Here is a 25531-nt window from a genome sequence, read left to right as displayed (position 1 = left end):
CAAGATGGGCCCAGTGAGCACCGAGAAGACCGAGCGGCCGTCGAGTACCGCCGAGAACCCCATGCCGGTGCGCACTGTCGCCGTGAAGGTGGCGCAGTGGATCGACAAGCTCGGTTCGGTGTGGGTGGAGGGGCAGATCACGCAGATCAATCTGCGGCCGGGGACGAAGACGGCGTTCCTGGTGTTGCGCGATACGGCCGCGGACATGTCGCTGTCGGTGACATGTGATCCGGCATTGCTGCGGGATCCGGCGGTGCCGTTGCAGGAGGGCAGCCGGGTCGTCGTGTACGGCAAGCTGTCGTTCTTCACCGGGCGCGGCACGGTGTCGTTGCGGGTCACCGAGATTCGGCCGGTCGGCATCGGCGAGCTGCTGGCGCGCATCGAACGGTTGAAGGCGCTGCTGGCGGCGGAGGGACTGTTCGATCCGCGGTTGAAGCGGCCGATTCCGTTCCTGCCCAAACGCATCGGGCTCATCACCGGGCGCGCGTCGGCCGCCGAGCACGATGTGGTGACGGTGGCGACGCAGCGCTGGCCCGCGGTGCGCTTCGAGATTCGCAATACCGCCGTGCAGGGGCCGACAGCGGTGCCGCAGATCCTGGAGGCCATCACCGCGCTGGACGCGAATCCCGAGGTGGATGTGATCGTGCTGGCGCGCGGCGGCGGCAGCGTCGAAGACCTGCTGCCGTTCTCCGATGAAACCCTGTGCCGGGCCATCGTTTCCGCCAAGACGCCGATCGTGAGCGCCATCGGCCACGAGCCGGACAATCCGATCAGCGACCATGTGGCCGACCTGCGCGCCGCCACCCCCACCGACGCCGCCAAGCGCATCGTCCCCGACGCCGCCGCCGAGGCCGCGCTGCTGGACGAATTGCGCGCCCGCGCGGCGGCCGCCCTGCGCGGCTGGGTGGATCGCGAATCCCGTGCCCTGCAACAGCTTCGGTCCCGCCCCGCGCTGGCGGAACCGCTGCGTCTGCTCGACCAGCGCTACGACGAGGCCGAGCGCCTGCGCACCTCCGCGCGCCGCGCCATCGAACATCTGCTCACCGCCGAATCCACCACCACTCGCCATCTGCGCGAGAAGGTTTCGGCCCTCGGCCCGGCCGCCACCCTCGCGCGCGGTTACGCCGTGGTGCAGAAGGTGACCGGCAAGGACCGCGAGGTGGTCCGCTCCATCGACGACGCCCCCGCCGGCAGTCAGCTCCGCATCCGGGTGGCCGACGGCGCGATCACCGCCGCCGCCCTCGGCACCCAATCCCTCGGCCCGCGAAAGGAATCCGCCCCCGATGCCTGAATCCACCGACCTCTCCGAGATCGCCGCCTTCGGTTACGAGCGCGCCCGCGACGAACTGGTGAATGTGGTCAAGATGCTCGAACAGGGTGGCATGGACCTCGACGACTCCCTCGCCCTGTGGGAGCGCGGCGAGGCCCTCGCCAACCGCTGCGAGGAGCACCTCGCGGGCGCGCGCAAGCGTGTGGAGGACGCCCTCGCCCACCGCGCTTCGGAGGATTGAGCGTCGGCGCGGGATGACGAAAAGGGCCGCCCCCGTTCGGGTGCGGCCCTTTCGCGTCGCGCGGCGGCTCAGGTGGTCGGCAGCGGCTGGGCTTGGCCGACGGCCGTGGCCAGGGTGTTGAAGGTGGCGGCATTGCCGGCGCCCTTGATCAGGACGCGGACGGTGCCGTAGTCGGTGATCCAGGAAGGTTCGGTGCCGGGTTCGGCGTAAACCACCCATTTGCGGTCGCCGATCTGTTCGGTGCCGGTGGCGATGCGGCTGCCGATGATCTCCCGCGCCAGCGCGTCCTCGGTGGCGTTGGTCTGGGTGAGCTGCATGTAGGTGCCCTCGGGCGAGATGTACCCGATGGTGCTGATATTGCCGCCGCCCGCGCCGTCGATGGTCTTCTTCTTGTTGGCGGAGTTGGGCCGCCACTGCTCGGGCAGCGCCGGCATGCGGATCGGGAATCCCATGGTGCGGGCGTCACCTTCGAGCGTGGCCTTGGCGTCGATGCTCGGAATCTGCCCGGGCGTCGGACCGTCCGCGGTGAAGGTGCAGGCGCGGGCCACACCCGCGATCAACAGGGCGCCGAGCACGAGTGGCACCAACGACCAGATCAGGTCCTTGTAATCGTGCTGGTTCCGCGGCTTCTGGTACGACACGACCCCCAGTATCCACGGCGAGCCGGTGCGACCCGTCTCACAGTCTCGTGTCGCAAGCTTGCGAAGGCCCGGTCGCTCGCCGTTCGCTCCGTAAAGAGCCGCGACCTGCGCGTAAGGGAAACGCACGTACCTGGTTAGCGGCGTTAACAGCAATGCGACAATTTAGGCAGCAGTACACGACTTAGGAGGGCATCCGCCATGACCGCATCCAGCCGCCGCGAGGCTCCGGACCGTAACCTAGCCCTGGAGTTGGTCCGGGTCACCGAGGCCGGTGCCATGGCCGCCGGACGCTGGGTCGGCCGCGGCGACAAGGAGGGCGGCGACGGCGCGGCCGTGGACGCCATGCGACAGCTCGTCGCGACGGTTTCCATGCGCGGCATCGTGGTCATCGGCGAGGGCGAGAAGGACGAAGCGCCCATGCTCTACAACGGTGAGCTGGTCGGCGACGGCACCGGCCCGGAGCTGGACTTCGCGGTCGACCCGATCGACGGCACCACCCTCATGTCCAAGGGTTCGGCCGGCGCCATCTCGGTGCTGGCGGTCGCCGAGCGCGGCGCCATGTTCGACCCGTCGGCCGTGTTCTACATGGAGAAGATCGCCGTCGGCCCCGACGCCGCCGATGTGATCGACCTGTCGGCTCCGATCGCGGAGAACCTGCGCCGCGTCGCCAAGGCCAAGAACTCCTCGGTCTCCGACCTGACCGTGTGCATCCTGGACCGCCCGCGCCACGCGCAGCAGATCCAGCAGGTGCGTGAGGCCGGCGCCCGCATCCGCCTCATCTCCGACGGTGACGTGGCCGGCGCCATCGCCACCGCGCGTCCCGACTCCGGCGTCGACATGCTGATCGGCATCGGCGGCACCCCCGAGGGCATCATCGCCGCGGCCGCCATGCGCTGCATGGGCGGCGCGCTGCAGGGCAAGCTGGCCCCCAAGGACGACGAGGAGCGCCAGAAGGCCATCGACGCCGGCCACGATCTGGATCGCATCCTCAACACCGAGGATCTGGTCTCCGGCGAGGACGTCTTCTTCTCCGCCACCGGCGTCACCGACGGCGACCTGCTGCGCGGCGTCCGCTACTTCGGCGGCGGCGCGTCCACCCAGTCGATCGTCATGCGCGCCAAGTCCGGCACCGTCCGCATGGTCGAGGCCTACCACCGCCTTTCCAAGCTGCGCGAGTACGCCTCCGTCGACTTCCACGGCGACGAGGCCGCCGCCCCGCCGCTGCCCTGACAGGCGAAAACCCTTGCCGCCCAGCACCGATGACTGGGTGACCTTGCTCGCCGACCTGGCTCGGCGAGCAGGAGCGATCGGCGCGCCGGAGGTGCTCTCCGCCCGCGCCGATGGTCCGGTGGTCCGAGTCGGACATCTGGTCGGCAAGGCTCACCCCGTCGACTCCGACCCCGTCGCCCTGCGCGCCCGCCTGCAGCTGGCGGCCCACCCCGTCCTGCACGAAATCTTCGTGCCGCCAATCCCTTTCGACACGAGTTCGACTGACTCCCGCACCGATTCCCCATGTGCGGAACCCGCAGCCGCGCGTGCCGACCCATCTGCGGGCACGCTCATGACCGCACACGCGGACCGCTCACTGACGCTCTGGCCGTACCGTCGACCGCTCGACCCCGCCGACGACGTCCCCTGGGAAAATGCCGCGATCCTCCTCGCCCGCCTGCACCGGATCCCCCTCGGCCACTTACACTCTGGCTCGGCGCGGATCATCGGCACCAGATCAGGACCAGGTGATGTGGCCAACTCGCCTCCCACAGCAGTGCCAGGTAGTTCCACCCTGCCGTATCAGCCCGAGGAGCCGTCCGGTGGAGCCGACCTATGTCGGCCGCACGTGCCAGGCGGTCATCGAGCTCCCATACCCGTCTCCCCCGGCGATCGCCCCGCGCGGCGCATGATCAACCAATCCCGTTTGGATGAGGAGCAATTCACGGAACGGGGCGCGATCCCGGTCTCGGGCGGTCCAGCTCGGGTGCGGCGGGCAATGGATCGGCTGCATATCGCCGGTTCCGCCGTCGACCCCGTGGCGGCGGCAGCGGTGTGGCGAGCTCATGCGGTGCTGCCGGAGACCTCAGCGGGTCCGGCCGGGGATGCCGCGCTGGAGGCGATGCGGCACGATCCGATGAGGCCGTTCACACTCGTGCACGGGGATTTTCATCTCGGACAGCTGGTCCGGCTCGGCGACGGCGACCGGGATTCGTTGCGGCTCATCGATGTCGATGATCTCGGGGTGGGGGATCCGGTGTGGGATCTGGCTCGGATGGCGGGGTTCTTCGCGGCGGGGATCTTGGATTCGGTTGCGTGGGAACGGTTCTTGAACGCATACCGACTGGCCGGTGGGCCTGCGGTGCCGGCGCATGACGAGTGGGCGGTGCTGGACGGTCCGGCGCGGGCGCTCGTTGTTCAAGCGGCGGCCATCAGTGTGGCCAAGGCGGGCGCCGAGGGGCGCGAACTGGACGAATGGGATGTGGCACTGGTGGATTCGTGTCGGCGGATGGCGGCTGCCGTATCGTGAAACTCGCATGTGATTGTTGAGTGCGGGGAGATGAATACCGATGAAATGCCCTAAGTGTCATGCGGCTATGCATACGTACAACCGGGCGGGGGTGCACATCGAGCAGTGCAGCGGCTGCCGGGGGATCTTCCTGGACTACGGCGAGCTGGAAGCCCTGCAGCGCCTCGAGGGCGGATACCAGCAGCCCGGATATCAGGCTCCGCCGCCGCCCGCCGCACCCGCGTGGGGTGCGCCGCAGCATCATCAGGCCCCGCACTACGGGCACGGCCACGGGCACGGCCATCGCCCGCAGCATGGCGTCGGGCGCTTGTTCTTCTCGTCGTAAACGGGTGCGGCCACACCGTTCCCGGCTATTCCCGGGGGCGGTGTGGTCATTCGCTCAGGCGTGGCACCCCCACGCCGTTCGAGGCGGGCATAGGGTCGAATCCATGACCGAGTACCGCATCGAACACGACACCATGGGCGAGGTCCGCGTCCCCGTCGACGCGCTCTGGCGGGCCCAGACGCAGCGCGCGGTGGAGAACTTCCCGATCAGCGGCCGGGGTCTGGAGCGCGCCCAGATCCGCGCGCTGGGCCTGCTCAAGGCGGCCGCCGCGACCGTGAACCGCGATCTGGGGCTGCTGGACAAGGCCAAGGCCGACGCCATCATCGCCGCCGCCACCGAGATCGCCGACGGCAAGCACGACGACCAGTTCCCGATCGACGTCTTCCAGACCGGTTCGGGCACCAGCTCGAATATGAACGCCAACGAGGTGATCGCGAGCATCGCGGCGCGCGAGGGCGTCACCGTGCACCCCAATGACGACGTGAACATGTCGCAGTCGTCCAACGACACCTTCCCCACCGCAACACATCTCGCCGCCACCGAGGCCGTGGTGAAGGATCTGGTGCCGGCGCTGGAGCATCTGCGGCTGGCGCTGCTGGACAAGTCGGTGCAGTGGAAGGACGTGGTGAAGTCCGGCCGCACCCATCTCATGGATGCCGTGCCGGTCACCCTCGGCCAGGAGTTCGGCGGGTACACCCGCCAGGTGAGCGCCGGCATCGAGCGGCTGCTGGCGACACTGCCGCGACTGGGTGAGCTGGCCATCGGCGGCACCGCCGTCGGCACCGGGCTCAACGCCCCGGACGGGTTCGGCACGAAAGTCGTTGCGGAGCTTGCCAAGCAGACGAACCTCGATCATCTGACCGAGGCCCGCGACCACTTCGAGGCGCAGGCCGCGCGGGACGGTCTGGTGGAGCTGTCGGGTGCGCTGCGCACGGTCGCCATCAGCCTGACCAAGATCGCGAACGATATTCGCTGGATGGGTTCCGGACCGCTCACCGGCCTGGCCGAACTCCAGCTGCCGGACCTCCAGCCCGGATCCTCCATCATGCCCGGCAAGGTGAATCCGGTGCTGCCGGAAGCGGTTACGCAGGTCGCCGCGCAGGTGATCGGCAATGACGCGGCGGTCGCGTGGGGCGGCGGCAACGGCCATTTCGAGTTGAACGTCTACATTCCGGTGATGGCGCGCAATGTGCTGGAGTCGATTCGCCTGCTGGCCAATGTTTCTCGCCTGTTCGCCGACAAGTGCGTGGTCGGACTGGTGGCGAATGTGGAGCATCTGCGGCAGCTGGCGGAATCCTCGCCGTCCATCGTGACGCCGCTGAATTCGGCGATCGGTTACGAGGAGGCCGCCGCGGTGGCCAAGCAGGCGCTGAAGGAGAAGAAGACCATTCGGCAGACCGTCATCGACCGGGGTTTGATCGGCGACAAGCTGTCGCTGGAGGAACTCGATCGGCGACTGGATGTGCTCTCGATGGCGAAAGTCGACGACCAGAAGAACTGACGGCATACACCATCTCCCGGTCAAACTACGTTTTTTCCTTTTCGGCGATTCGTGTGAAACGCATCACGCATTGCCGTCGATTAGCTGAGTGTCCGCAACCGCGGATGCTCCACTGAAAGGAAAGAACAATGCTTACTGGACTCGCTGCCCTTCTCGTCGGCCTCGGCGCCGCTGGACTTGTCGCCTTCTTGGCCACGGTGGGCATCATCATTTGAATAACGCGGTCGGTGGGTATGGCGGTGAGAACTGCCATACCCGCGCCCCGTGTTCACCGCGCGCCCACGATTTCCGGGTAGTTCTTCAGTTCGATATCGTCCTTCGATTTCTCGGCCGACTTCATCATCATCTCCATGAAGCGTGAGCCCAGGAACCAGTTGCGGAATCGGATGCCGGCCCCGGTCTTCGGCGCCAGGAAACGCCCCGGGTGCGCCCCGTCCGCCAGCTTGCAGTAGCGCTTCATCATCTCCTCGTAGCGGGCGAACGCCACGGTGTGATCGCCCCCGGCGACGGCCAATTCACCGGCCAGCACATACGCGCCGACGATTGCCAATCCGGTTCCGAATCCCGCCAGGGTGTTTCCGTATCCGGCGTCACCGAGCAATGCGACGCGGCCCTTCACGAAGTTCTTCATCTTCACCTGGCTGATCGAATCCAGGTAGAAGCCATCCAATTGCGGCAATTCCGCCAGCATTTCGGGAACCCGCCAGCCCATATCCGCGAACCTCTCGGCGACGATCCGGCGCTGTGCATCGAAATCGTCACGGGAGTAATCGAGTTCGGGCGAGGCGAACATGTACATCTGCGCCGCCTTCGAACCGCCGTAGACGGCGAGCCGTCCGGGGGCGTTGCGCGCCTGCGAATGCGCGCGCTCACGCGGCCCGTCACTCTCCCAGCGCGACACCCCGGCGATGCAGTAGTAGTAGCCCTTATGGCTGACGAAGTCCCGCTCCGGCCCGAAGGCCAGTTTGCGCACCCGAGAATGGATTCCGTCGCAACCGAAGACGAGATCGAAGGTGCGGGCGGGTGCGTGCGCGAATTCGACGTGCACACCCTCGGCGGTGTCGGCCAGCGCGGTGATGGTGTCGCCGAAGAGGTACTCGCAGTGCTCGGCGGTGTGCTTGTACATGACCTCGGCCAGGTCGCCGCGCAGGATCTCGATGTCGCCGCCGGTGAAATCGCCTGAGATGACCGCCAATTCGCGGCCGTCCGCGTCGACCATCGACATGTCGGTCTTGCCGGTCTGCCGGGCCTCGATGTCCGCGAGGATGCCCATGCGCTGCAAAACGGTCATATGGGTGCTGCCGGTGAAGTCGATGGCCTGCCCGCCCGAGCGCAGTGCCGGGGCCTTCTCCACGACGGTGACCTGGAAGCCGTAGCGGTTCAGCCAGTATGCGAGGGCGGGGCCGGCGACACTCGCGCCGGAGATGAGAACGGTGGTGTTGCGCATGCCGGAGACTCCTTCATGAATTGCGTCCGATGGACGCTGTACTAAAAGCGTATGCTGGACGCAGTTTGAAAGTCAAGCGCGCTTCGGAAGGATCAACGGCCATGGCGGCACCGACCACGACCGAACTGCTGTGGGGCACCCAGCAGCACAAGCCCAAGCGCGGGCCCAAACCCTCGCTCACCCTGGAGCGCGTCGTCGCCGAGGCCGTCGAACTCGCGGATGCCGAAGGCATCGCCGGGCTGTCCATGGCCCGGCTGGCCGAACGCCTCGGCTGCGCCAAGATGGCGCTCTACCGGTATGTGCCGGGCAAAACCGAACTCACCGCGCTCATGCTCGACTCCGCCATGGGCGCACCGCCTGAGGCCGCGGACGAATCCTGGCGCGAGTATCTACGGCGCTGGTCCGAGGTCTTCTACGAGCGGTCGCGGGCGCATCGGTGGGCCCTCGAACTGTCGATCGGCGCGCGGCCCATGGGGCCCAATGAAATGGCCTGGCTGGAAACGGCTCTCGCGGCACTCACCGACACCGGGCTCACCGCGCCGGAACGATTCGACACCGTGGTGCTGTTGCTCGGCCATACGCGCGGACTCGTGCAGCAGGTCGGCAGCGGCACCGGCGACGACGCGGAAGCCGCGCTGAAACGGGAGATGGGTACGGTGCTCGCCGAGCACGGCGACCGCTTCCCCAACGTGGCAACCACCCTCGCCGAAGCGCTGCGGGCTCCCACCGGACCCGGCGGGCGCGACAACGCCCTGCAATTCGGCATCGACCGCATCCTGGACGGCGTGGAAGCACTCATCGCCACTCGCCGGTAGGCGCCTCCGGTGACACGCGGGTGGCTGCGGGCTGTCACTCGCGGATCGCCGCAGGCGATACCCGTGGCGGCTCGAACCCTGTTGCCGGACGGCCGGTCCGGCCTACAGTCGGACCATGCCCGAACTTCCCGAATTGCAGCAGGACGCGATCACCACGGTCCGCGAATTCTTCGCCGCACTGGAGATGAACGCCGTCGACGAGGCGCTCGACCTCGCCGATCCGAGCATCGTCTGGAAGAACACCAGCCTCCCCGACATTCGCGGCCTCGACCGCGTCCGCTGGGTCCTGAACTTCCTCAGCGCCGACCGTTTCGGCTTCCGCGCCGACATGCACAATATCGCCGCCGACGGTGACAGTGTCGTCCTCACCGAACGCACCGACCACCTCCGCATGGGCCCCGTCGAAATCTCCTTCTGGGTCTGCGGCACCTTCGAACTCCGCGACGGCCGGATCACCCTGTGGCACGACCACTTCTCGTGGGAGAACTTCCTCCGCGGCACCGTGATGGGCCTGATCCGCGCCGCCCTCCCGCCCAAACGCCCGTCCTACTGACGACAACGCGATCCGCTGGGGCGCTTGGGCAGTCTGCGCCAGGGGCGCAGGGTGGGCAAGCGCAGAACACCCCAGCGGCGAGCGTCCTCGGCAAAACAACAGCGCCGGGAGTTGGGCGCTACCCCCGCAGGTGGACGATTTCGGCGCGCGCCTTCTCGCCCGCTTCGCCGAAGTCGCTGCGGGTGAAGAAGTTCCACCGCTCGAGCAGCGGGCGGAAGACCAGTTCGGTTTCGCGGGCGCGGTCGTAGATGCCAGCCGCAGCGAGGACATCGTCGCTGGTGCGGCCGTCGGCCAGCGTCACCGAGGGGACGTGGAAGTCGGCGATGCGGTCGGCGATGGCGCGGGCGGCCTGGTCGGGGACCAGGTCGAGGGCAGCGGCGACGATATTGGCGAAGAAGACGGTCTGCAGTTCATCGTCGGCGGCGATGCGTTCGGCAATGGTCGCGACGATCGGATTGTCGGCCAGGGCAGCGGTATTGCGGTGGCGGACAGCCGCGGCGGCCTCTTCGAAGGCGAGGGTGGCGAGCACGTCGAGCAGGTGCATGGCCGGGCGGCGGAAGCCGTCGGTCATGTGCCGCATGCGCATGCGCTCCAGTTCGACCGGATCGACCGCGCGCGCCACCATGAGGTAGTTGCGGATGACGATCTCGTGCCGGTTCTCCTCGGCGGTCCAGCGTCCGACCCACCGCCACCACGGGCCGCGATTGAGGTGCTTGCCGATCTCCCGGTGGTAGGACGGCAGATTGTCGGCAATCAGCACGCTCACCGTCAGCGCGGTCCGGCTGACCTCACTCAGCTCGGATTGCCCGGGCTCCCAGTCGGTTCCGCCGAGAAACTCGAAATTCCGCCCGTCGGCCCACGGCACGTAGTCGTGCGGCTGCCAGTCGGCCGCCGCGGCCACATGCCGGTCCAGGTTCTCCTCCACCGTCTCCGCGAGCTCCACCAGCAGTTCACGGTCGGCCAAAACGTTCTGCACGTCCACAACCTAGCGGCTGTCCGGCAAACGCGGGGACCTAGCGCCCGTATTCGGAAAAGCTATAGCCCCGACCCCCACCCACTGTGACCGCATCACAACCCCGGCGCGAGGCCCGGACCACATCCGGACCCCGCACGGCTGCTGGGGGGTTCGGGGGCGAAGCCCCTGAGAGCCCTCCCGAGAGTGGGGACTCCCCTACTTCTCGGTGACGGTGATCTGGTTGTCGACCCAGGTGATGGTGCCGCCGGTGAAGTCGCTCTGTTTGCCGTCGGCGATGTCCATCTCGTCGGTGGTGGGGTAGCCGAGTTTGCCGCCGGGGCCGCCGTTCTCGTCCCAGGCCTTGCGGATTTCGCCCCATACGACGTGGGTGCCGGTGGCGGGGCTGCTGTAGATCGCGCCGCCCGCGAAGTCCTGGTATTTGCCGCCGCCGGGGGCGTCTTCGTCCTCGCCGGTGGGCATGCCGAGGGCTCCGGTGGGTCCGCCGAGTTCGTTGTATTTGGCGAGGAAGTCTCCGCTGACTTCGATTTCGCCGTTCCGGGTGGCGATCTTGGTTTCCTTCGCCTCGCCGGTTTCGTCGTGATCGTGGTCGGTCATCGGGGCCATGGTGGTGGTCATGGTCGCCATGCCGGTTTCGGACTTGCCGTCCTTGTCGTCCTTGTCGCAACCCGCGGCGAAAACGGTCACGAGCGAAACCGCCGCGATGATGCCAGCCGTGCGTCGAGCGAAGTGGTGCATGTCCCTCTCCTCGAGAATCCAGGCCGACACCCGGCAACCCACCGGCGAATCACAAAGTGATTCCCGATCTTGTTTGCCGAGCAGGTAATGCGCGGAATATACCCGCAGACCCTCGAGGTAAACACATGCTGGACATTTGCCCGCCATCGCACGGCGCGCCGCCCGATACACGCGGAACGGCAGTCCGATCGAAGCGCCGATCGGACTGCCGCACGAACTACAACCCGCTCAGGAGTTGGGTCCGAACTCCTCCAGCATCTCGGTGACCAGCGCCGCGATCGGCGACCGCTCGCTGCGTGTGAGCGTCACGTGCGCGAACAGCGGATGCCCCTTGAGCTTCTCGATCACGGCGGCCACGCCGTCGTGCCGTCCGACCCGCAGGTTGTCGCGCTGCGCCACATCGTGGGTGAGCACCACCCGCGACCCGCTGCCCAGCCGCGAGAGCACGGTGAGCAGCACATTGCGTTCCAGCGACTGCGCCTCGTCCACGATCACGAAGGAGTCGTGCAGCGACCGTCCGCGAATGTGGGTGAGCGGCAGCACCTCCAGCATGCCGCGCGCCTGCACCTCCTCCATCACCTCCGGCGAGGCGAGCCCCTCCAGGGTGTCGAAGACGGCCTGCGCCCACGGCCCCATCTTCTCGCTCTCGCTGCCGGGCAGGTAGCCCAGATCCTGGCCGCCGACCGCGTACAGCGGCCGGAACACCACGACCTTGCGATGGGATCGCCGCTCCAGCACGGCTTCCAGGCCCGCGGTCAGCGCCAGCGCCGACTTGCCGGTGCCGGCCCGCCCGCCCAGCGACACGATGCCGACGCTCTCGTCGAGCAGCAGGTCGAGAGCGATGCGCTGTTCGGCCGAGCGCCCGTGCAGCCCGAAGGCTTCCCGGTCGCCGCGCACCAGCTGCACCCGCTTGTCCGGGGTGACCCGGCCCAGCGCGCTGCCCTTGGCACTGAGCAGCCGAATGCCGGTGTGGCATGGCAGATCTCGCGCTTCGTCGAGATCGATCAGGGTTTCGGAGTAGAGCCGGTCCACCTGATCGGAGCCGACCTCCAGCTCCACCATGCCGGTCCAGCCGGAGGTGACCACGTCCTGCGCGTGGTATTCGTCGGCGGCCAGGCCGACCGCCGACGCCTTGACGCGCAGCGGAATGTCCTTGGACACCAGCACGACCCGCTCCCCCTCGGCCGCGAAGTTCAAGGCGCAGGCGAGGATTCGGGAATCGTTGGAGTCGGTGCGGAACCCGACGGGCAGCACATTGGGGTCGGTGTGGTTGAGCTCCACCTGGAGCGTGCCACCCGCGGTGCCGACGGGAATCCGCTGATCGAGCCGACCGTGTGCCAGACGCAGATCGTCCAGCATGCGCAATGCCTCACGGGCGAACCAGCCGAGTTCGTGGTGGTGTCGTTTTGCCTCGAGTTCACTGATCACCACGAGCGGCAGCACCACGTGGTGTTCGCCGAAGCGGGTCAGGGCCCAGGGGTCCGACAGCAGTACCGAGGTGTCCACGACGAAGGTCTTCGGTCCGGATTCGGTGTCGCCCTTTCGCGGCGACCGTGAGGCGCGAGCTCCCGCTGTGGTGTGACGCGTCTGCTCGGTGGAGCTGGCGTCCCCCGCGGGGGCGGTTACGGAGCGTGCATCAGTCACGGTGGGCTCCTTTGCCACTCGCGCGACACCGCGCGAGCGTTCTCGCTGGGCCGGTCGGCCTTGGGATCAAGCGATCCGAGGGCCGGGTGCCGGCCCCCTCGCACTGAGTTGCTCAGTCACGATCAGGACCTCCCGTACGTGCCACATCTCCGCGGCCCGCACCCCCGACGCTACCGCCGAATCGGCGATCCGGCTTCTCAACAGGCGGGCGCGTTGGTGAAGATCCCGTTAACGCCGGGGCTTTTCGGGCGTTTCGCCCAGTTCCGCGAGGAGGGTCGGAAGGTGGCTGTGCTGCTCGTCTTTCACGGCCGTGATCAGGGTCAACGGCCCCTCGGCGGCCTCCGCGCGGAGCCGCGCCAGGCCCTCCTGCTGGGCCCGGCCGGAGAGCTCGGCACGGTAACGGCGCTCGAACTCGACACGCCGGGAATCGGGGTCCTCGTGCATCCACTTGCGCAGTTCCGTGGACGGCGTCACATCCTTGGCCCACTCGTCGATGTGTGCCGCGGTTTTGCTGATGCCGCGCGGCCACAATCGATCCACCAGCACCCGGCGGCCGTCGGCCGCGTCGGGTGCGTCGTACACACGCTTGACCCGGTACCTCGGATGCTGTGCCATCCCTCCATTAGAGTCGATGGCATGGCCGAAATTCAGGATCTGGAGTCGCTGTCCACCAAGGAACTGCACGACCGCGCCGTGAAACTGGCTGTCCGGCACGGCGACGTCAAGTTCCTGTGGAATCTCCTGGAGTCGATCCCGGCCGCGTCCGCCGCCGCCGGTGACCTGGGTGAGAGTGAAGCCGACATCAAGTACGTGCTGCCCATGCTCGACGACTACGTGCACGCGGGCGAGGGCGAGATCGGCGAGGTGCTGCGCCCGCTCTACCTCGACTACCTGGCCAAACACTCCTGAGCTAGGCGCGGTTCAGCCCGCCGAGCACGCCCTGCACGAACGGCAGGAAACCTTCGGGACCGGACGCCCTGTCCTTCATGTGCACGGTCGTCCGGTCACTGGTTTCGAAGATCTCGCGCACGATGCCGAGACGTTGCTCGAGATCCAATCCGGCCCCCATGACGACGTGGTCGACCGGTAGCTGCGCGAGCGTCTCCCGCAGATCCTCGATGCTTGTGCCGGAACGGATTTCGAGATTCGGGATATCCAGCCCCGCGCGAACTTCCTCGACTACCGATGCTTTCAATCCCAGCAGCAGTACGGTGGTTGTCATGGTGTCCTCCCGTTCAACTCCCACAGTGTGATCGACGGCGACCATGAACGCTGAAGTTCCAGAGCTCATCGTCTACCGCCGCCAGGGCTGCCCCTACTGCTCGCGCATGCGCCGCGTCCTCAACCGCCACGGCATCGTGTACCGCGAGGTGAACATCTGGGAGGACCCGGACGCCGCCGCCTTCGTCCGCTCGGTCGCGGACGGCAACGAGACCGTGCCCACCGTGGTGTTCCGCGACGGCTCCTCGGAGCGGCACTGGGTCAACCCACATCCGAAGCAGCTGATCGAAACCGTGCGCGCCGACGCGCCCGCGCTCACCGGCGGGCCGCGACGCTTCTGGTCCTGGTAGGCAGCCGGTTCCGGGCCGGGAATGCGGCACCCTCTTCGAACGTTGGTTGATACGTCATCCAAAATCCGGAGTCATCCGGTCGCCGAGAGGAGTGGGTATGAGCGCAGCCGTGCCGGTTCCGCGCAAGGTCGATCGCGTCCGCACCAAGGCGCTGGGCGGACCCACCGAACAGGTCGACAAGAACGCTCTGATCATTTCCCCGAACGAGGTCCGCGACAATGACCCGTTCCTGCTCATGGCCGAGGACTGGTTCTCCTCCCCCGGCTTCGAATGGCATCCGCATCGCGGCGTGGAGACGGTGACCGTCGTGCTCGACGGCAAGCTGGAACACGGCGACAGCCTCGGGCACGCGGGCGCGCTGGAACCCGGCGACATCCAGTGGATGACGGCCGGCAAGGGCATCATTCACCGAGAGCTGGCCTACCACAACGAATTCGCGCACACCCTGCAACTGTGGCTCAACCTGCCCGGCGACAAGCGCATGGTGGATACCCGCTACCAGGATCTGCGCAAGCCGGACCAAGCCGTGGTCGAATCACCCGGCGTGCTGGTGCGAGTCGTCTCCGGCACCCAGTCCGGCATTACCGGTACGGCCGAAAACCAGTGGCCTATAACGGGTTTGCTGGTCACGCTGGAGCCCGGCAGCAGCTATACGCCGGTGCTCGCGCCGGAGGATCGCGCCTTCGTCTACGTCGTGGAGGGCGGCGCGACCGTCGCCGGAACCGCGGTCGCGGACGGACAGATCGCCTGGTCCGATCCGGTCGGCGGCAGCGACCCGACGAGCATCGAGCTGCTGGCCACCGACCCCGACCGGCCGACCACGCTGATGCTGTTCTCCGGCCAGCCGATTCGTGAACCCATCGTCTTCGGCGGCCCGTTCGTCATGGGCAGCCGAGCCGAGATCGAACAGGCGTACCTCGACTTCCGGGGCGGAAAGTTCGGGCAGATCCCCCGGCTGGCGCGACTATGAGCGCTGAGCCGGAATCCGCTGTCCCGGAAGGGATCAGCCCAGCACCCCCGCAATGGCCTGATCGGTGATCTCACGCAATCGCTTGCGGGCCAGCGGATCAGCGGCCTGCGGATGCACTTGACCGAGCCGCGTGCCGTTGAAGTAGCGCCCGGTCGTCTCCGCGAGCGCCGGATCGGCGATCAGCCGCAGCGTGGCGGCCGCACCCTCGGCGATCGTGCTGATCGGCGTTCCGCCCGCCTCGGCCACCATGGTCGTGGCCATGAAAGTGGCGGGATGCAAGGCATTCACAGTGACACCGCTGCCCGCCAGCTCTTCGGCGAGATCATAGGTCGCCATGATCTGCGCCAGCTTGGCGCGGCGATACGCGGCAATGCCGTCGTAACCACGATCGAGCATGGGATCGTCGAAGTCGATGGCCTGCTGCCCGGCCGAGGCCACATTCACCACCCGCGCGGGCGCGGCGGCCGTAAGCAGCGGCAGCAACCGGCGAGTCAGCCGATACGGCGCGAGATGATTGACCGCCCAGCGTAATTCGATCCCGTCGGCACTCAGCTCCCGTCCCGACCCCGGCCGCCCGAACCCGATTCCGGCATTGTTCACCAGCACGTCCAATCGGGTTGTGCGTGAGCCGATTTCCGTTGCGAGTCGGTCGACCTCGGCCAGCTCGGACAGATCGGCGAGCACGATGTCCGAGGCCGGGCCGCCCGCCGCCGCGATCTCTTCGGCGACCCGCGCGGCGCGCTCGGCGTCCCGTCCGTGCACGATCACCCGTGCGCCGGCCGCCCCCAGGCGCACTGCCAGCTCTCTGCCCAAGCCGTCGGTCGATCCGGTGATCAGCACCGTGCGACCGTCCATCCCCTCGATGTCGTTGTCTGTCATCACGTTCCCTCGGACTGTCGTTATCCCTCGATCAGTCGAAGTCGCGATGTTCGAAATGCATTCCCCGGAAACGGGCCGAGCCCGCCGCGATCCGATGATCGCGGCGGGCTCGATACCGTTGCGGGACTTGCTCAGCCGAGCAGGTTCCAGTCCTCCAGGCCCTGGTACAGGGGGAAGGCCTGGGCCAGCTTGGAGACGCGCTGACGCAGCGAGTCCAGGTCGGCGGAGCCGGTCAGGGCGGCGGCGATGATGTCGGCGACCTCGGTGAACTCGGCGTCGCCGAAGCCGCGGGTGGCCAGTGCCGGGGTGCCGATGCGCAGGCCGGAGGTGACCATCGGCGGGCGCGGGTCGAACGGAACGGCATTGCGGTTGACCGTGATTCCGATCTCATGCAGGAGGTCCTCGCCCTGCTGGCCGTCGAGCTGCGAGTTGCGCAGGTCGACCAGGACCAGGTGCACGTCGGTGCCGCCGGTGAGGACGGTGATGCCCTTCTCCTGCGCGTCGGACTGCACCAGGCGCTCGGCGATGATCTTGGCGCCGGACAGGGTGCGCTGCTGGCGCTCGGCGAACTCGGGGGTGCCGGCGATCTTGAAGGCCACGGCCTTGGCGGCGATGGCGTGCATGAGCGGACCGCCCTGCTGACCCGGGAACACGGCCGAGTTCAGCTTCTTGGCGAACTCCTCCTTGGCCAGGATCAGACCGGAGCGGGGGCCGCCCAGGGTCTTGTGCACGGTGGAGGACACCACGTGCGCGTGCGGCACCGGGGACGGGTGCAGGCCGGCGGCGACCAGACCGGCGAAGTGCGCCATGTCGACCCACAGGTACGCGCCGACCTCGTCGGCGATCTCACGGAAGGCCGCGAAGTCCAGGTGCCGCGGGTACGCGGACCAGCCGGCCACGATCACCTTCGGGCGGGTCTCCTTGGCGAGCTTGCGCACCTCGTCCATGTCGACGCGGTGGTCTTCCTTGGAGACGCCGTAGGCGTGCACCTCGTACAGCTTGCCGGAGAAGTTCAGGCGCATGCCGTGGGTGAGGTGGCCGCCGTGCGCGAGGTCCAGCCCGAGCAGCTTCTCGCCCGGGGTCATGAGCGCGTGCAGCACCGCGGCATTCGCCTGTGCACCCGAATGCGGCTGGACGTTGGCGTAATCCGCGCCGAACAGCTCGGTGACGCGGGCGCGGGCGAGGTCCTCGACGATGTCGACGTTCTCGCAGCCGCCGTAGTAGCGGCGGCCCGGGTAGCCCTCGGCGTACTTGTTGGTGAGCACGCTGCCCTGCGCCTGCAGGACGGCCCGCGGGACGAAGTTCTCCGAGGCGATCATCTCGAGGGTGTCGCGCTGGCGCGCGAGCTCTCCCGCCATCGCGGCAGCGACCTCGGGATCGAGTTCGTTGAGGGACTGGCTGTTGACAGAAGCGCTCGTCTGGGTCACGCCGCCGAGTGTATTGGCCTGGCTCGGCGAGTCGTTCGAGGGGTTCTGTGTGTCGGCAGCTTCGTGCTGTGGCATCGCAACCTCCGTGCATCCGGGTGCCCAGGGATCAGGGCTCGCCCTGCACCCAGGCGCGCGGTGCGGGACTTCGGTGCTTCCCGGTGGTTACTTCCACCTCGAGTGCGCCAGTCGCTGCGTCTAACTTACCCTCCGCTTCGCTCCGGGTGTGTTCGCGGCCCCTAAGTCTCGATTCTTCCCTCCTCCGCTCCTCCGCTTCGCTCCCCCGCTCCGTCAGTCCAGAATCGAGACGGCCGCGAACCTGGTGCGCGAGTCACATCCTGCGGATCGCGCGGGGCGTCAACGGCTCGTCGAGGAGACGGCGGAAACGGTCCGCGCGGTCGTCGGCGTCAGGGGCTTGGTCGAGCCAGCCGCCGAGGAGCTTGTAGCCCTCGACGTAGGTGGAGATGTAGGCGCGCCACAGGGATGAGGACAGGAAGCGCAGGGACTGGCGAGCGCGCTCGGGGGTGACCAGGCTCCACTTCTGCAGGAACTCGGCCACCTCGTCGGCACTGCGGTGCCGGTCGTGCAGCAGCAGCGCGGCGTCCTGGCGGACACTCAGCAGGTTCGCGGACGCCGTCGAAATGCGTTCGGCGCGTTCACCATCGAAGCGCAGGCCGAGATCGGCGTAGATCTCCTGCGCCCATTTGCCCCAGCCCGGGCCGACGATCGACTTCAAGGCCAGATCCGCCAGCCCCTCGGCCATGAGGCACTGCGGGGTGTTGACCACGAACAGGGTCTGCTCGTCCTGCCCGGCCGCGACGAGTCCGGCTTCCTTGCGGCAGTGCTCGGTGTGATGCCCCGGGTACGACTCGTGCGCGATGAGGTGCGGCAACTGCGACATGTGCTGCTTGAGATCGGAGTTGATGGCGACCTTCGACTTGAAGTTGCCCAGGTAGTAGTTGAACCCGGACCACGGCTTGTCGCCCACCACTTCGTATTCCACGTACTCGTGATCGGGCAGCGGATACCGTTCGCGCACGAGTTCGCGCAGTGCGCCGGAGAACGCGGCCACGCACTCCTGCAACCGCTCCGCCGGAATCTCGTCGGCCCGCCGGTGCGCGGTGATGCGGTCGAACAGCGCGCCCTCGCCGGGCAGCGCTTCGTCCAGCTGCCGGTGTGCCTCGCGATAGTCCTCTTCGTCGCCGGGCGCGATGTCCACGTCGAAGTAGGCGCGCACCTCGTCCACGAAGCCGATGTCCTCGCCGGCGAACTTGCGGCCGGAGCATTCCAGGGCCTTCAGATGCGCGGCCAGGAATTCGGTGCGCTCGGCGGACAATCCGGCGTCGGGCAGTTCCTTCAGCAAGGCCGCCGCCCGGTGCGCCAGGTCGCGCGGATCGGGCGCGGGCGCGTTCTCGACTTCGCGGCGCAGCGCGGGGTCACCGGTGTAGGCGTCGACGAGTCCTTCTTCCAATCGGTCGAAGGCCAATCCCAGTCGCAGATAATCGGTCACGAGCGGATGCGCTGCCATAGCGTTCGACCCTATTGGATGGCAGGGTTTCCCGCGCCGCGCACCATCGAACCGGGCCCGCTGTGAGATTCCCGGGAGTGGCCTAACTCACTCGTGTTACTGGCGAGTAGGTACACCTGGTGTTCACCGCGTTGTTGGAGCCGAGCACAATTCGGCTGTGGCACGGATGAGCGAGCCGAGTCCCTATGTGGAGTTCGACCGGAAGCAGTGGCGGACCCTGCGCAAGTCGACTCCCCTGGTACTCACCGAGGAAGAACTGATCGGCCTGCGCGGCCTGGGTGAACAGATCGACCTCGAAGAAGTCGCTGAGGTTTACCTGCCCCTGGCGCGTCTGATTCACCTGCAGGTGGCGGCGCGACAACGATTGTTCGCGGCGACCGCGACCTTCCTCGGGGAAACGCATCCGGATCGGCAGGTGCCGTTCGTCATCGGCGTCGCAGGGTCGGTGGCAGTGGGTAAATCCACCACCGCGCGCGTGCTCCAGGCGCTGCTGGCGCGCTGGGATCACCATCCGCGCGTGGATCTGGTGACCACCGACGGTTTCCTGTACCCGACAGCCGAACTCACCCGTCGCGGCATCATGCACCGCAAGGGTTTCCCGGAGTCCTACGATCGCCGCAAACTGCTGCGTTTCGTCACCGAGGTGAAATCCGGTGCGACCGAGGTGTGCGCGCCGGTCTACTCGCATATCGCCTACGACATCGTGCCGGGACAGTTCCACTGCGTGCGCCAGCCCGACATTCTGATCGTCGAGGGCCTGAATGTCTTGCAGACCGGTCCGCGGCTGATGGTCTCGGATCTGTTCGACTTCTCCGTCTACGTCGACGCCCGGATCGAGGACATCGAGAACTGGTATGTGGAGCGCTTTCTGGAGCTGCGCAAAACCTCGTTCTCCGATCCGAATTCGGCCTTCCACCACTACGCGCGGTTCAACGACGCGGAAGCGGTGAGCGCCGCCAAGGAGATCTGGAACAACACCAACCGGCCCAACCTGGTCGAGAACATCCTCCCGACGCGTCCCCGCGCAACCCTGGTGCTGCGCAAGGATTCCGACCACAGCATCAACCGGCTGCGCCTGCGCAAACTCTAGAGTTTCCAGGCCGCGTCCAGGCGCGCCGCCACATCGATATCGGTGGCGGCCTGGATGTTGGGTTTGCACAGCTCCTCGGCGATGTACCGGGAGACGAAACGGCGAATCTCGTGGTCCACGCTCGCGATAATCCGTAGTAGCTCTCCGCGTTTGGACGCGCTCGCCACATTGATGCGCACATTGCTGGGCTGCGGTTCGTCAATTTCTATGAGCACCCGCAGCGGCGCTGCCGTGCGCACGGTGAGATGCAGATGAATGGTGCCGTCCACGTGGAACGGATACCTGTCCACCGACAGGTCGATCAGCAGATCCACATCCAGCGGAATCACCAGATCGAACGAAATATTGTCCTGCACTTCGCGATTCAGCCGTGGCTGCTGCAACCGCACGCTCGCCGACAGCTTCGCTATTCGCCCCGGACCGGCCCCGATCGGCCCGAATTCGAACGCCTCCCCGGTGAGCTTCTCGAACGCTCCCAGGATCCGTTCCTCCGACGCCGCGTACTCGAGGAAACTACGGCCGAACTCCTCATAGCTGGTATACGAAACCGCCTCGCCCATACAACCCGACGGTACGGCAGCCACCTGCCCGCGAACCACGGAAGCGCTTGCACTGCAATACAACCGTGGCGCGCGGGTTACACCCCGAAGCGACGGTGCCGGGCCGCGTAATCGCGCAGTGCCCGCAGGAAATCCACCCGCCGGAACTCCGGCCAATACGCCTCGGTGAACCAGATCTCCGAATACGCGCTCTGCCACAGCAGGAATCCCGACAGCCGCTGCTCGCCGGAGGTTCTGATCACCAGATCCGGATCCGGCTGCCCGGAGGTGTAGAGGTGCTGGCCGATGGCGTCGACGGTGATGGACTGCACCAGATCCTCGCCGGTCTCCCCGGCCTCCATCTCCTGCCGCACGAGCGAGCGCACCGCGTCGGCGATCTCCTGGCGTCCGCCGTAGCCGATGGCCACGTTCACGTGCACGCCGTCGCGCCCGCGAGTGCTCTCGGCGGCCACGCGCAGGCGTTTGGCGACGAGTTCGGGCAGCTGGTCGAGCGCGCCGACAATGCGGACGCTCCAATTCTGTTCCGGCGCGGACAGTTCGTCGACGACATCGGTGATCACCTCGAAGAGGGTTTCCAGTTCGTCGGGGTCACGGCCGAGGTTCTCGGTGGAGAGCAGATACAGCGTGACCATCTCGATCCCGGACTCGCCGCACCAGCCGACCAGTTCGGCGATCTTGAGCGCACCCACCCGATGCCCGTGACTGAGATCGGTGAAGCCGTTCTCTTTCGCCCAGCGTCGATTACCGTCGCACATCACCGCAACATGGCGGGGATGCTGTTTGCCGGCCAATTGCTTTGCCAACCGGGCTTCGTAGATGCGATACGGGAGTCCACGCACCTGACTCGCAAGCTTCACGACGCCCAACCCTACGCCTTGGAAAGGACCCCGGTAGTGACCGGGACAGTGGAGATCACAGTCCCGGAAATCGCCAACCTACGGTACCGTAGGTTACTCAGGAGGTAACCGATGTCCGACACTGTGCAGCGGCCGTCCCACCCGGTGGCGGACGTCGTCGAAACCGTCAGAGAAGAACTCGCGCTCATCAAACCCAGCATGCGCGGGTGGATCCACACCTGGGCCGTCGGCGTGGCGGCCATCGCGGGGATCGTGCTGGTGGCCGTGTCCGCGACCGTCTCGGCCACGGCCGGATGGTCGACTGCGGTGTATGCGCTGACCGTGTGCGGGGTGTTCGGGATCAGCGCCACCTATCACCGGGTGAACTGGAAGACCGATGGCGCGCGCACGTGGATGAAGCGGGCTGATCACAGCATGATCTTCGCCTTCATCGCGGGTAGCTACACACCCTTCGCGCTTCTCGGAGTGCGGGGGAAGGCTGGCACTATTCTGCTGGCCGTCGTCTGGGCGGGCGCACTGGCCGGAATCATCCTGAAGATGTTGTGGCCCACCGCCCCTCGCTGGCTGGGCGTGCCACTGTATCTACTGCTGGGCTGGGCCATCGTGCCGGTGGCCGGGACGCTCATCGCCAATGTCGGCTGGACGCCGGTGCTGCTGTTGCTGGCCGGCGGCATCGCCTACAGCGTGGGCGGGATTCTCTACGCCAGCCGCTGGCCGGATCCGTGGCCGGAGGTCTTCGGGCATCACGAGTTCTTCCATGCCGCAACGGTCGTCGCGGCGCTGTGCCACTACATCGCGGTGTGGCTGGTCGTGCTCAGCTGATACGAGCAATTACTCACAAACGTGCACTCTCGCGTCAAAGATCTCTAAAGTCGGCTGCAAGTTCAGTTCGATCCCGAGGCACGTAACCGCTATGACAGCACCGACCGTCGCCGCGACGCCCTGGCCGATGCGCGAGGTGGTCCCGCGGTGATCAGCGCACTCATCCTGTGGGCGCTGCGCGCGCGATGGGGACTGGCGGCGGTCGTCATGGCCTGCAATCTGGGCGGACTCGGCGTCATCACCACCGAGTTGTGGCTGAGTGGCTTCTTCGTGCGGCTCGGCTCGGACTGGATGACCACCTTCGTGCAGGTCGCCATCTATCCGGCGCTGGGCGCACTGCTGGGCATCGTGCTCGCCTTCCGGGATCGCGGGCACTATTTCGGCTGGCTCGAACAGCATCGGCCGCCGACCGAATCCGAGGCGCGCCGGCTCACGCACCTGCCCATGGCGATCGCCGTTCGGGCCCTGGTGATCTGGGCTCCGGGCGTGATCGTCACGGCCGCGGTGTTCGCGCACGCCACGCCGCAGCGCGACTTCGCGGTGGTGCTGGCCATGTTCACGCTCGGCGGGCTGGAGTCGGCGGGGATCACCTATCTGATCGTGGACCGGCTCATCAAACCGACCGTGCCGGTGGTGGCGGAGGTGCTGGGCGGCACCGCGCACTGGAGCTCCACCGTGCTGGCGCGCGTGCTGGTGACCTTCGCGGTGACCGGGGCGGTGCCGCTGTTCATGCTCATCACCGTGCTGGCCGACCCATCGTCGGCGACCACCGAACGCATTCGCACCGGCATCTATCTCGCGGTGGTCGGGCTGTCGGCGGGCGTGGTCGCGACGGCGGCGCTCGCGCGGGCCGTGGCCTCGCCCATGCACACGCTGCGCGACGCGCTGGACCGGATCGCGCGCGGCGACCTCGATGTGAGCGTCCCCATCGGCAGCACCAGCGAGATCGGCCGGCTCGAGCACTCGGTGAACGAGATGGTCGCCAATCTCCAAGAGCGCGAACGCATGCGGACCGTCTTCGGGCGGCACGTCGGCGCGGAGGTGGCCGAGCGCGCGCTCTCCGGTGGAGCCAATCTCACCGGCGATCTCCAGGTCGTCACGGCACTCTTCGTCGATGTCACCGGTTCGGTGGCACTGTCCACCGAGCTCGCGCCGCAGGATTTCGTGGCCAAGCTGAACCGGCTGCTGTCCACCGTGGTCGCCGCCACCGAGGACAACCACGGCCTGGTCAACAAGTTCGAAGGCGATGCGGCGCTGTGCATTTTCGGCGCGCCCATCGCCCTCGACGACAATGCGACTCCCGCCCTGCGGGCCGCCCGCCGCATTCGCGACGCCGTCGCCGCGGTGGGTGAACTCGATGTCGGCATCGGACTGGCCCGCGGGCTCGTCTTCGCCGGTGATGTCGGCGCGGACACCCGCCTCGAGTTCACCGTCATCGGCGACGCCGTCAACGAGGCGGCTCGCCTGACCAGCGAGGCCAAGCACGTGCCCCGTCGAATCCTGGCCAGTCAGGCCGTCATCGACGCCGCCTGCGAGTCCGAGCGCAGCAACTGGACGCCGCACGACACGATCCACCTCCGGGGCCGCAGGGAACCCACTCCGACGTGGACCGACGCCCCGACAGCCGGAACGAGCCACCGCAACGGCAGCGCCCCGCAGGCCGCGACACCCCCTCCGGTCCCAGCCCCGGTCCCCGGCGTCGCCGACCGCTGACCATCAACCCGCGATCCGCACGCGGTCGACGGCCCACACGGCGTCGAAGGGATCGAGCTGTGCGCGCGGGACGCAGCCGCGCTCCAGGACTTCCAGAATTCCGGCCGGATCGCAGCCGTAAACGCCTGCGCCCCAAGCACTGTTGGATTCCACCACCGCCCAGCCGCGGCCCTCGATCAGGCCGATGTCGAGGACCACCGACGGGGCGACGGGGACATCGGAGAGCAGGCGTTCGAGATACTTTCGCGCCGCTGCCTCCTCGGCGGCGGAGATCGGCCAGCTGTCGTCCCGCGCCTGTGCGAGTTCGCCGAATCGCGCGTACGGCGACAGGGTCACCAGCTCGCCGTCGCGCACGAAGCAGCGGACCTCGAGCTCCCAGCGCACGGGTTCGGCCATCAGGACCGCTGTCGTATCGGGCAGCGCCGCGACGGGTGGCAATCCGTCACCGCCTTCGTATACGGCTCCCTCGAACCCCTTGCGGCCGTCCGCCGGTTTCACGAAAACCGGTGTCTCCCACTGTCTCGCCTCCCCCAGCGTGGACACGCGGATATCCCGCTTGCGATGCTCCTCGGGCAGTCCGGGCAGCCAGTCCTGGGGTGCGTCGAGCAGCGCCAGTTCGAGCTGCGCGGCGATCGCCTCCCCGTAGAGCGGCTCGCCGTAGACCGCCGCCGGTTCCCCCATCAGGTCCTCCGGTGCACGCCACCCACCCAGCCGGATCACATTCCATCCGGCCCGCACGGCCGCCGTCCGCATGACCCGCGAGTCATCGGAATATCGCGGCGACAGAATCAACGTAGACATGTCCGGACTGTAGGACCGCCCCCGCCGCCCGGCAACGAAATATCCGAGCTCAGGGGTGGGACCGGTACCGGAGGATCAGGGTCGAGTGCTACTCGAGGGGGATGTGCGGGCGGCCTTCGGGCGCGCAGGCTCGGAGCATGACCGCGTTCGGCTCCCGCATCGCACTCCCGCGCACCGTGTCCGCATCCACCGGACACTCGAACAACGTTCGCCCACAGTCTGTTTCGATCGCATTCGTGGCGATCGTGGTCGCACTGCTGGCCGGAATCTGCGAAACCCTCATGCGGCTGGCCGTGCTGCTCGAACGGCCCGAGGTGCAGGTGGCCTCGCTGGTGCCCGGATTGGCGATCCGGGCCGGAATCTATCTGGCCGTTTACCTGGTCGCCGTCCGCATGACCGCCGGAGCCCGCTGGGCGCGCACGGTTCTCGTCCTCGGCCTGGGCGTGATCGGCCTGGCCTCGCTGATCGTCGAGCCGATCCGCGCGGTGGCCGCAGCCGAGTCGCTCGGCGAGCTGACCACCGGTTGGACCTCGGGCTCGGTGACGATCGGCTTCTTCCGCGCCGTGCACGTCGTCGCCGTGCTGGTCACCGTGCCCGCGATGCTCAGTGCCCGCTCATATTTCCGGCGGTGAGAAACACAGCGCCGCGGA

28 protein-coding genes and 1 riboswitch are annotated in these 25531 nt (G+C 67.4%); of the genes, 15 read left to right on the top strand and 13 right to left on the bottom strand.

Annotated features, from left to right (window positions below; all coding sequences use genetic code 11):
- Positions 1-4 precede the first annotated feature (4 nt).
- Both xseA and H0264_RS11155 read left to right on the top strand, forming a co-directional pair.
- On the top strand, positions 5-1291 hold the full coding sequence (gene xseA, locus H0264_RS11160) for an exodeoxyribonuclease VII large subunit (protein WP_181583895.1): 1287 nt from the start codon (positions 5-7) through the stop codon (positions 1289-1291).
- A complete protein-coding gene (locus H0264_RS11155) occupies positions 1284-1511 on the top strand; it encodes an exodeoxyribonuclease VII small subunit (protein WP_181583894.1) in 228 nt (75 codons plus the stop codon). The genes xseA and H0264_RS11155 overlap by 8 nt, the downstream gene beginning before the upstream one ends.
- 68 nt (positions 1512-1579) lie before the next feature.
- Here H0264_RS11155 and H0264_RS11150 read toward each other — a convergent pair whose 3' ends face one another.
- Positions 1580-2152 (bottom strand): DUF4245 domain-containing protein, encoded by a 573-nt coding sequence (locus H0264_RS11150; protein ID WP_181583893.1) that lies wholly within the window; start codon positions 2150-2152, stop codon positions 1580-1582.
- Positions 2153-2350: 198 nt separating this feature from the next.
- On the opposite strand from H0264_RS11150, the gene glpX reads away from it, so the two are divergent.
- From glpX to H0264_RS11130, 4 genes are all read left to right on the top strand, one after another.
- Entirely contained in the window at positions 2351-3382 is a 1032-nt protein-coding gene (glpX, locus tag H0264_RS11145) for a class II fructose-bisphosphatase (RefSeq protein ID WP_181583892.1), read from the top strand.
- 757 nt (positions 3383-4139) lie between these two features.
- Positions 4140-4670: a phosphotransferase family protein gene (locus H0264_RS39190; RefSeq protein WP_338040140.1), complete on the top strand. Its 531-nt coding sequence runs from the start codon at positions 4140-4142 to the stop codon at positions 4668-4670.
- A 40-nt stretch (positions 4671-4710) separates the two neighbouring features.
- Complete coding sequence (locus H0264_RS11135; RefSeq protein ID WP_181583890.1) at positions 4711-4995, top strand: TFIIB-type zinc ribbon-containing protein; 285 nt, start codon at positions 4711-4713, stop codon at positions 4993-4995.
- Between the two features lie 103 nt (positions 4996-5098).
- Positions 5099-6496 (top strand): class II fumarate hydratase, encoded by a 1398-nt coding sequence (locus H0264_RS11130; protein ID WP_181583889.1) that lies wholly within the window; start codon positions 5099-5101, stop codon positions 6494-6496.
- 268 nt (positions 6497-6764) lie between these two features.
- Here H0264_RS11130 and H0264_RS11125 read toward each other — a convergent pair whose 3' ends face one another.
- Positions 6765-7943, bottom strand: a complete 1179-nt coding sequence (locus tag H0264_RS11125) for an FAD-dependent monooxygenase (RefSeq protein ID WP_181583888.1) — start codon at positions 7941-7943, stop codon at positions 6765-6767.
- A 101-nt stretch (positions 7944-8044) separates the two neighbouring features.
- On the opposite strand from H0264_RS11125, the gene H0264_RS11120 reads away from it, so the two are divergent.
- On the top strand, positions 8045-8758 hold the full coding sequence (locus H0264_RS11120; protein WP_181583887.1) for a TetR/AcrR family transcriptional regulator: 714 nt from the start codon (positions 8045-8047) through the stop codon (positions 8756-8758).
- A 115-nt stretch (positions 8759-8873) separates the two neighbouring features.
- Positions 8874-9311 carry a limonene-1,2-epoxide hydrolase family protein gene (locus H0264_RS11115; protein ID WP_181583886.1) on the top strand — a complete coding sequence of 146 codons (438 nt, stop codon included), beginning with the start codon at positions 8874-8876 and terminating at the stop codon, positions 9309-9311.
- Between the two features lie 118 nt (positions 9312-9429).
- On the opposite strand, the gene H0264_RS11110 is transcribed toward H0264_RS11115, so the two are convergent.
- From H0264_RS11110 to H0264_RS11095, 4 genes are all read right to left on the bottom strand, one after another.
- A complete protein-coding gene (locus H0264_RS11110; RefSeq protein WP_244976158.1) occupies positions 9430-10287 on the bottom strand; it encodes an acyl-ACP desaturase in 858 nt (285 codons plus the stop codon).
- Positions 10288-10482: 195 nt separating this feature from the next.
- Positions 10483-11022, bottom strand: coding sequence for an LGFP repeat-containing protein (locus tag H0264_RS11105; protein WP_181583885.1), 540 nt, complete (start codon positions 11020-11022; stop codon positions 10483-10485).
- Between the two features lie 228 nt (positions 11023-11250).
- On the bottom strand, positions 11251-12528 hold the full coding sequence (locus tag H0264_RS11100; RefSeq protein ID WP_231087148.1) for a PhoH family protein: 1278 nt from the start codon (positions 12526-12528) through the stop codon (positions 11251-11253).
- 366 nt (positions 12529-12894) lie between these two features.
- A complete protein-coding gene (locus H0264_RS11095) occupies positions 12895-13281 on the bottom strand; it encodes a DUF488 domain-containing protein (protein WP_181583883.1) in 387 nt (128 codons plus the stop codon).
- 21 nt (positions 13282-13302) lie between these two features.
- On the opposite strand from H0264_RS11095, the gene H0264_RS11090 reads away from it, so the two are divergent.
- The gene (locus H0264_RS11090) at positions 13303-13575 is read left to right on the top strand and encodes a hypothetical protein (RefSeq protein WP_181583882.1); all 273 of its coding nucleotides are present in this window, start codon (positions 13303-13305) and stop codon (positions 13573-13575) included.
- Between the two features lies 1 nt (position 13576).
- Here H0264_RS11090 and H0264_RS11085 read toward each other — a convergent pair whose 3' ends face one another.
- Positions 13577-13888, bottom strand: a complete 312-nt coding sequence (locus tag H0264_RS11085; protein ID WP_181583881.1) for a hypothetical protein — start codon at positions 13886-13888, stop codon at positions 13577-13579.
- A 43-nt stretch (positions 13889-13931) separates the two neighbouring features.
- On the opposite strand from H0264_RS11085, the gene H0264_RS11080 reads away from it, so the two are divergent.
- Positions 13932-14237 carry a glutaredoxin domain-containing protein gene (locus H0264_RS11080; RefSeq protein ID WP_181583880.1) on the top strand — a complete coding sequence of 102 codons (306 nt, stop codon included), beginning with the start codon at positions 13932-13934 and terminating at the stop codon, positions 14235-14237.
- A 97-nt stretch (positions 14238-14334) separates the two neighbouring features.
- On the top strand, positions 14335-15207 hold the full coding sequence (locus H0264_RS11075) for a pirin family protein (protein ID WP_181583879.1): 873 nt from the start codon (positions 14335-14337) through the stop codon (positions 15205-15207).
- A gap of 33 nt (positions 15208-15240) precedes the next feature.
- On the opposite strand, the gene H0264_RS11070 is transcribed toward H0264_RS11075, so the two are convergent.
- The 3 genes from H0264_RS11070 to H0264_RS11060 form a co-directional block, all read right to left on the bottom strand.
- Positions 15241-16086, bottom strand: coding sequence for an SDR family NAD(P)-dependent oxidoreductase (locus tag H0264_RS11070; protein WP_244976157.1), 846 nt, complete (start codon positions 16084-16086; stop codon positions 15241-15243).
- A gap of 131 nt (positions 16087-16217) precedes the next feature.
- Positions 16218-17513, bottom strand: coding sequence for a serine hydroxymethyltransferase (glyA, locus tag H0264_RS11065; RefSeq protein WP_276313947.1), 1296 nt, complete (start codon positions 17511-17513; stop codon positions 16218-16220).
- 115 nt (positions 17514-17628) lie between these two features.
- A riboswitch (ZMP/ZTP riboswitch) is annotated at positions 17629-17713 on the bottom strand.
- 128 nt (positions 17714-17841) lie between these two features.
- Positions 17842-19038, bottom strand: a complete 1197-nt coding sequence (locus tag H0264_RS11060; protein WP_181583877.1) for a DUF885 domain-containing protein — start codon at positions 19036-19038, stop codon at positions 17842-17844.
- Positions 19039-19195: 157 nt separating this feature from the next.
- On the opposite strand from H0264_RS11060, the gene coaA reads away from it, so the two are divergent.
- The gene (gene coaA, locus H0264_RS11055) at positions 19196-20128 is read left to right on the top strand and encodes a type I pantothenate kinase (RefSeq protein ID WP_181583876.1); all 933 of its coding nucleotides are present in this window, start codon (positions 19196-19198) and stop codon (positions 20126-20128) included.
- Here coaA and H0264_RS11050 read toward each other — a convergent pair.
- Both H0264_RS11050 and H0264_RS11045 read right to left on the bottom strand, forming a co-directional pair.
- A complete protein-coding gene (locus H0264_RS11050) occupies positions 20125-20688 on the bottom strand; it encodes a hypothetical protein (protein WP_181583875.1) in 564 nt (187 codons plus the stop codon). The two genes, coaA and H0264_RS11050, sit on opposite strands and share 4 nt — an antisense overlap.
- Positions 20689-20765: 77 nt before the next feature.
- Complete coding sequence (locus H0264_RS11045) at positions 20766-21545, bottom strand: isoprenyl transferase (RefSeq protein WP_231083159.1); 780 nt, start codon at positions 21543-21545, stop codon at positions 20766-20768.
- Positions 21546-21656: 111 nt separating this feature from the next.
- On the opposite strand from H0264_RS11045, the gene trhA reads away from it, so the two are divergent.
- Both trhA and H0264_RS11035 read left to right on the top strand, forming a co-directional pair.
- Complete coding sequence (gene trhA / locus H0264_RS11040; protein ID WP_181583873.1) at positions 21657-22367, top strand: PAQR family membrane homeostasis protein TrhA; 711 nt, start codon at positions 21657-21659, stop codon at positions 22365-22367.
- A gap of 147 nt (positions 22368-22514) precedes the next feature.
- Entirely contained in the window at positions 22515-24080 is a 1566-nt protein-coding gene (locus tag H0264_RS11035; RefSeq protein WP_231083160.1) for an adenylate/guanylate cyclase domain-containing protein, read from the top strand.
- A gap of 3 nt (positions 24081-24083) precedes the next feature.
- Here the strand turns inward: H0264_RS11035 and H0264_RS11030 are convergent, their stop codons facing one another.
- A complete protein-coding gene (locus H0264_RS11030; RefSeq protein ID WP_181583872.1) occupies positions 24084-24881 on the bottom strand; it encodes an ATP-grasp domain-containing protein in 798 nt (265 codons plus the stop codon).
- Between the two features lie 236 nt (positions 24882-25117).
- On the opposite strand from H0264_RS11030, the gene H0264_RS11025 reads away from it, so the two are divergent.
- Positions 25118-25513 (top strand): hypothetical protein, encoded by a 396-nt coding sequence (locus tag H0264_RS11025; RefSeq protein ID WP_181583871.1) that lies wholly within the window; start codon positions 25118-25120, stop codon positions 25511-25513.
- Positions 25514-25531: the final 18 nt, after the last annotated feature.

This window comes from Nocardia huaxiensis, from assembly GCF_013744875.1.
In the GTDB taxonomy this organism is placed as follows: Bacteria; Actinomycetota; Actinomycetes; order Mycobacteriales; family Mycobacteriaceae; genus Nocardia; species Nocardia huaxiensis.
Note: the sequence above shows the minus strand (reverse complement) of the source record. Positions and strands in the feature narration are given on the sequence as shown.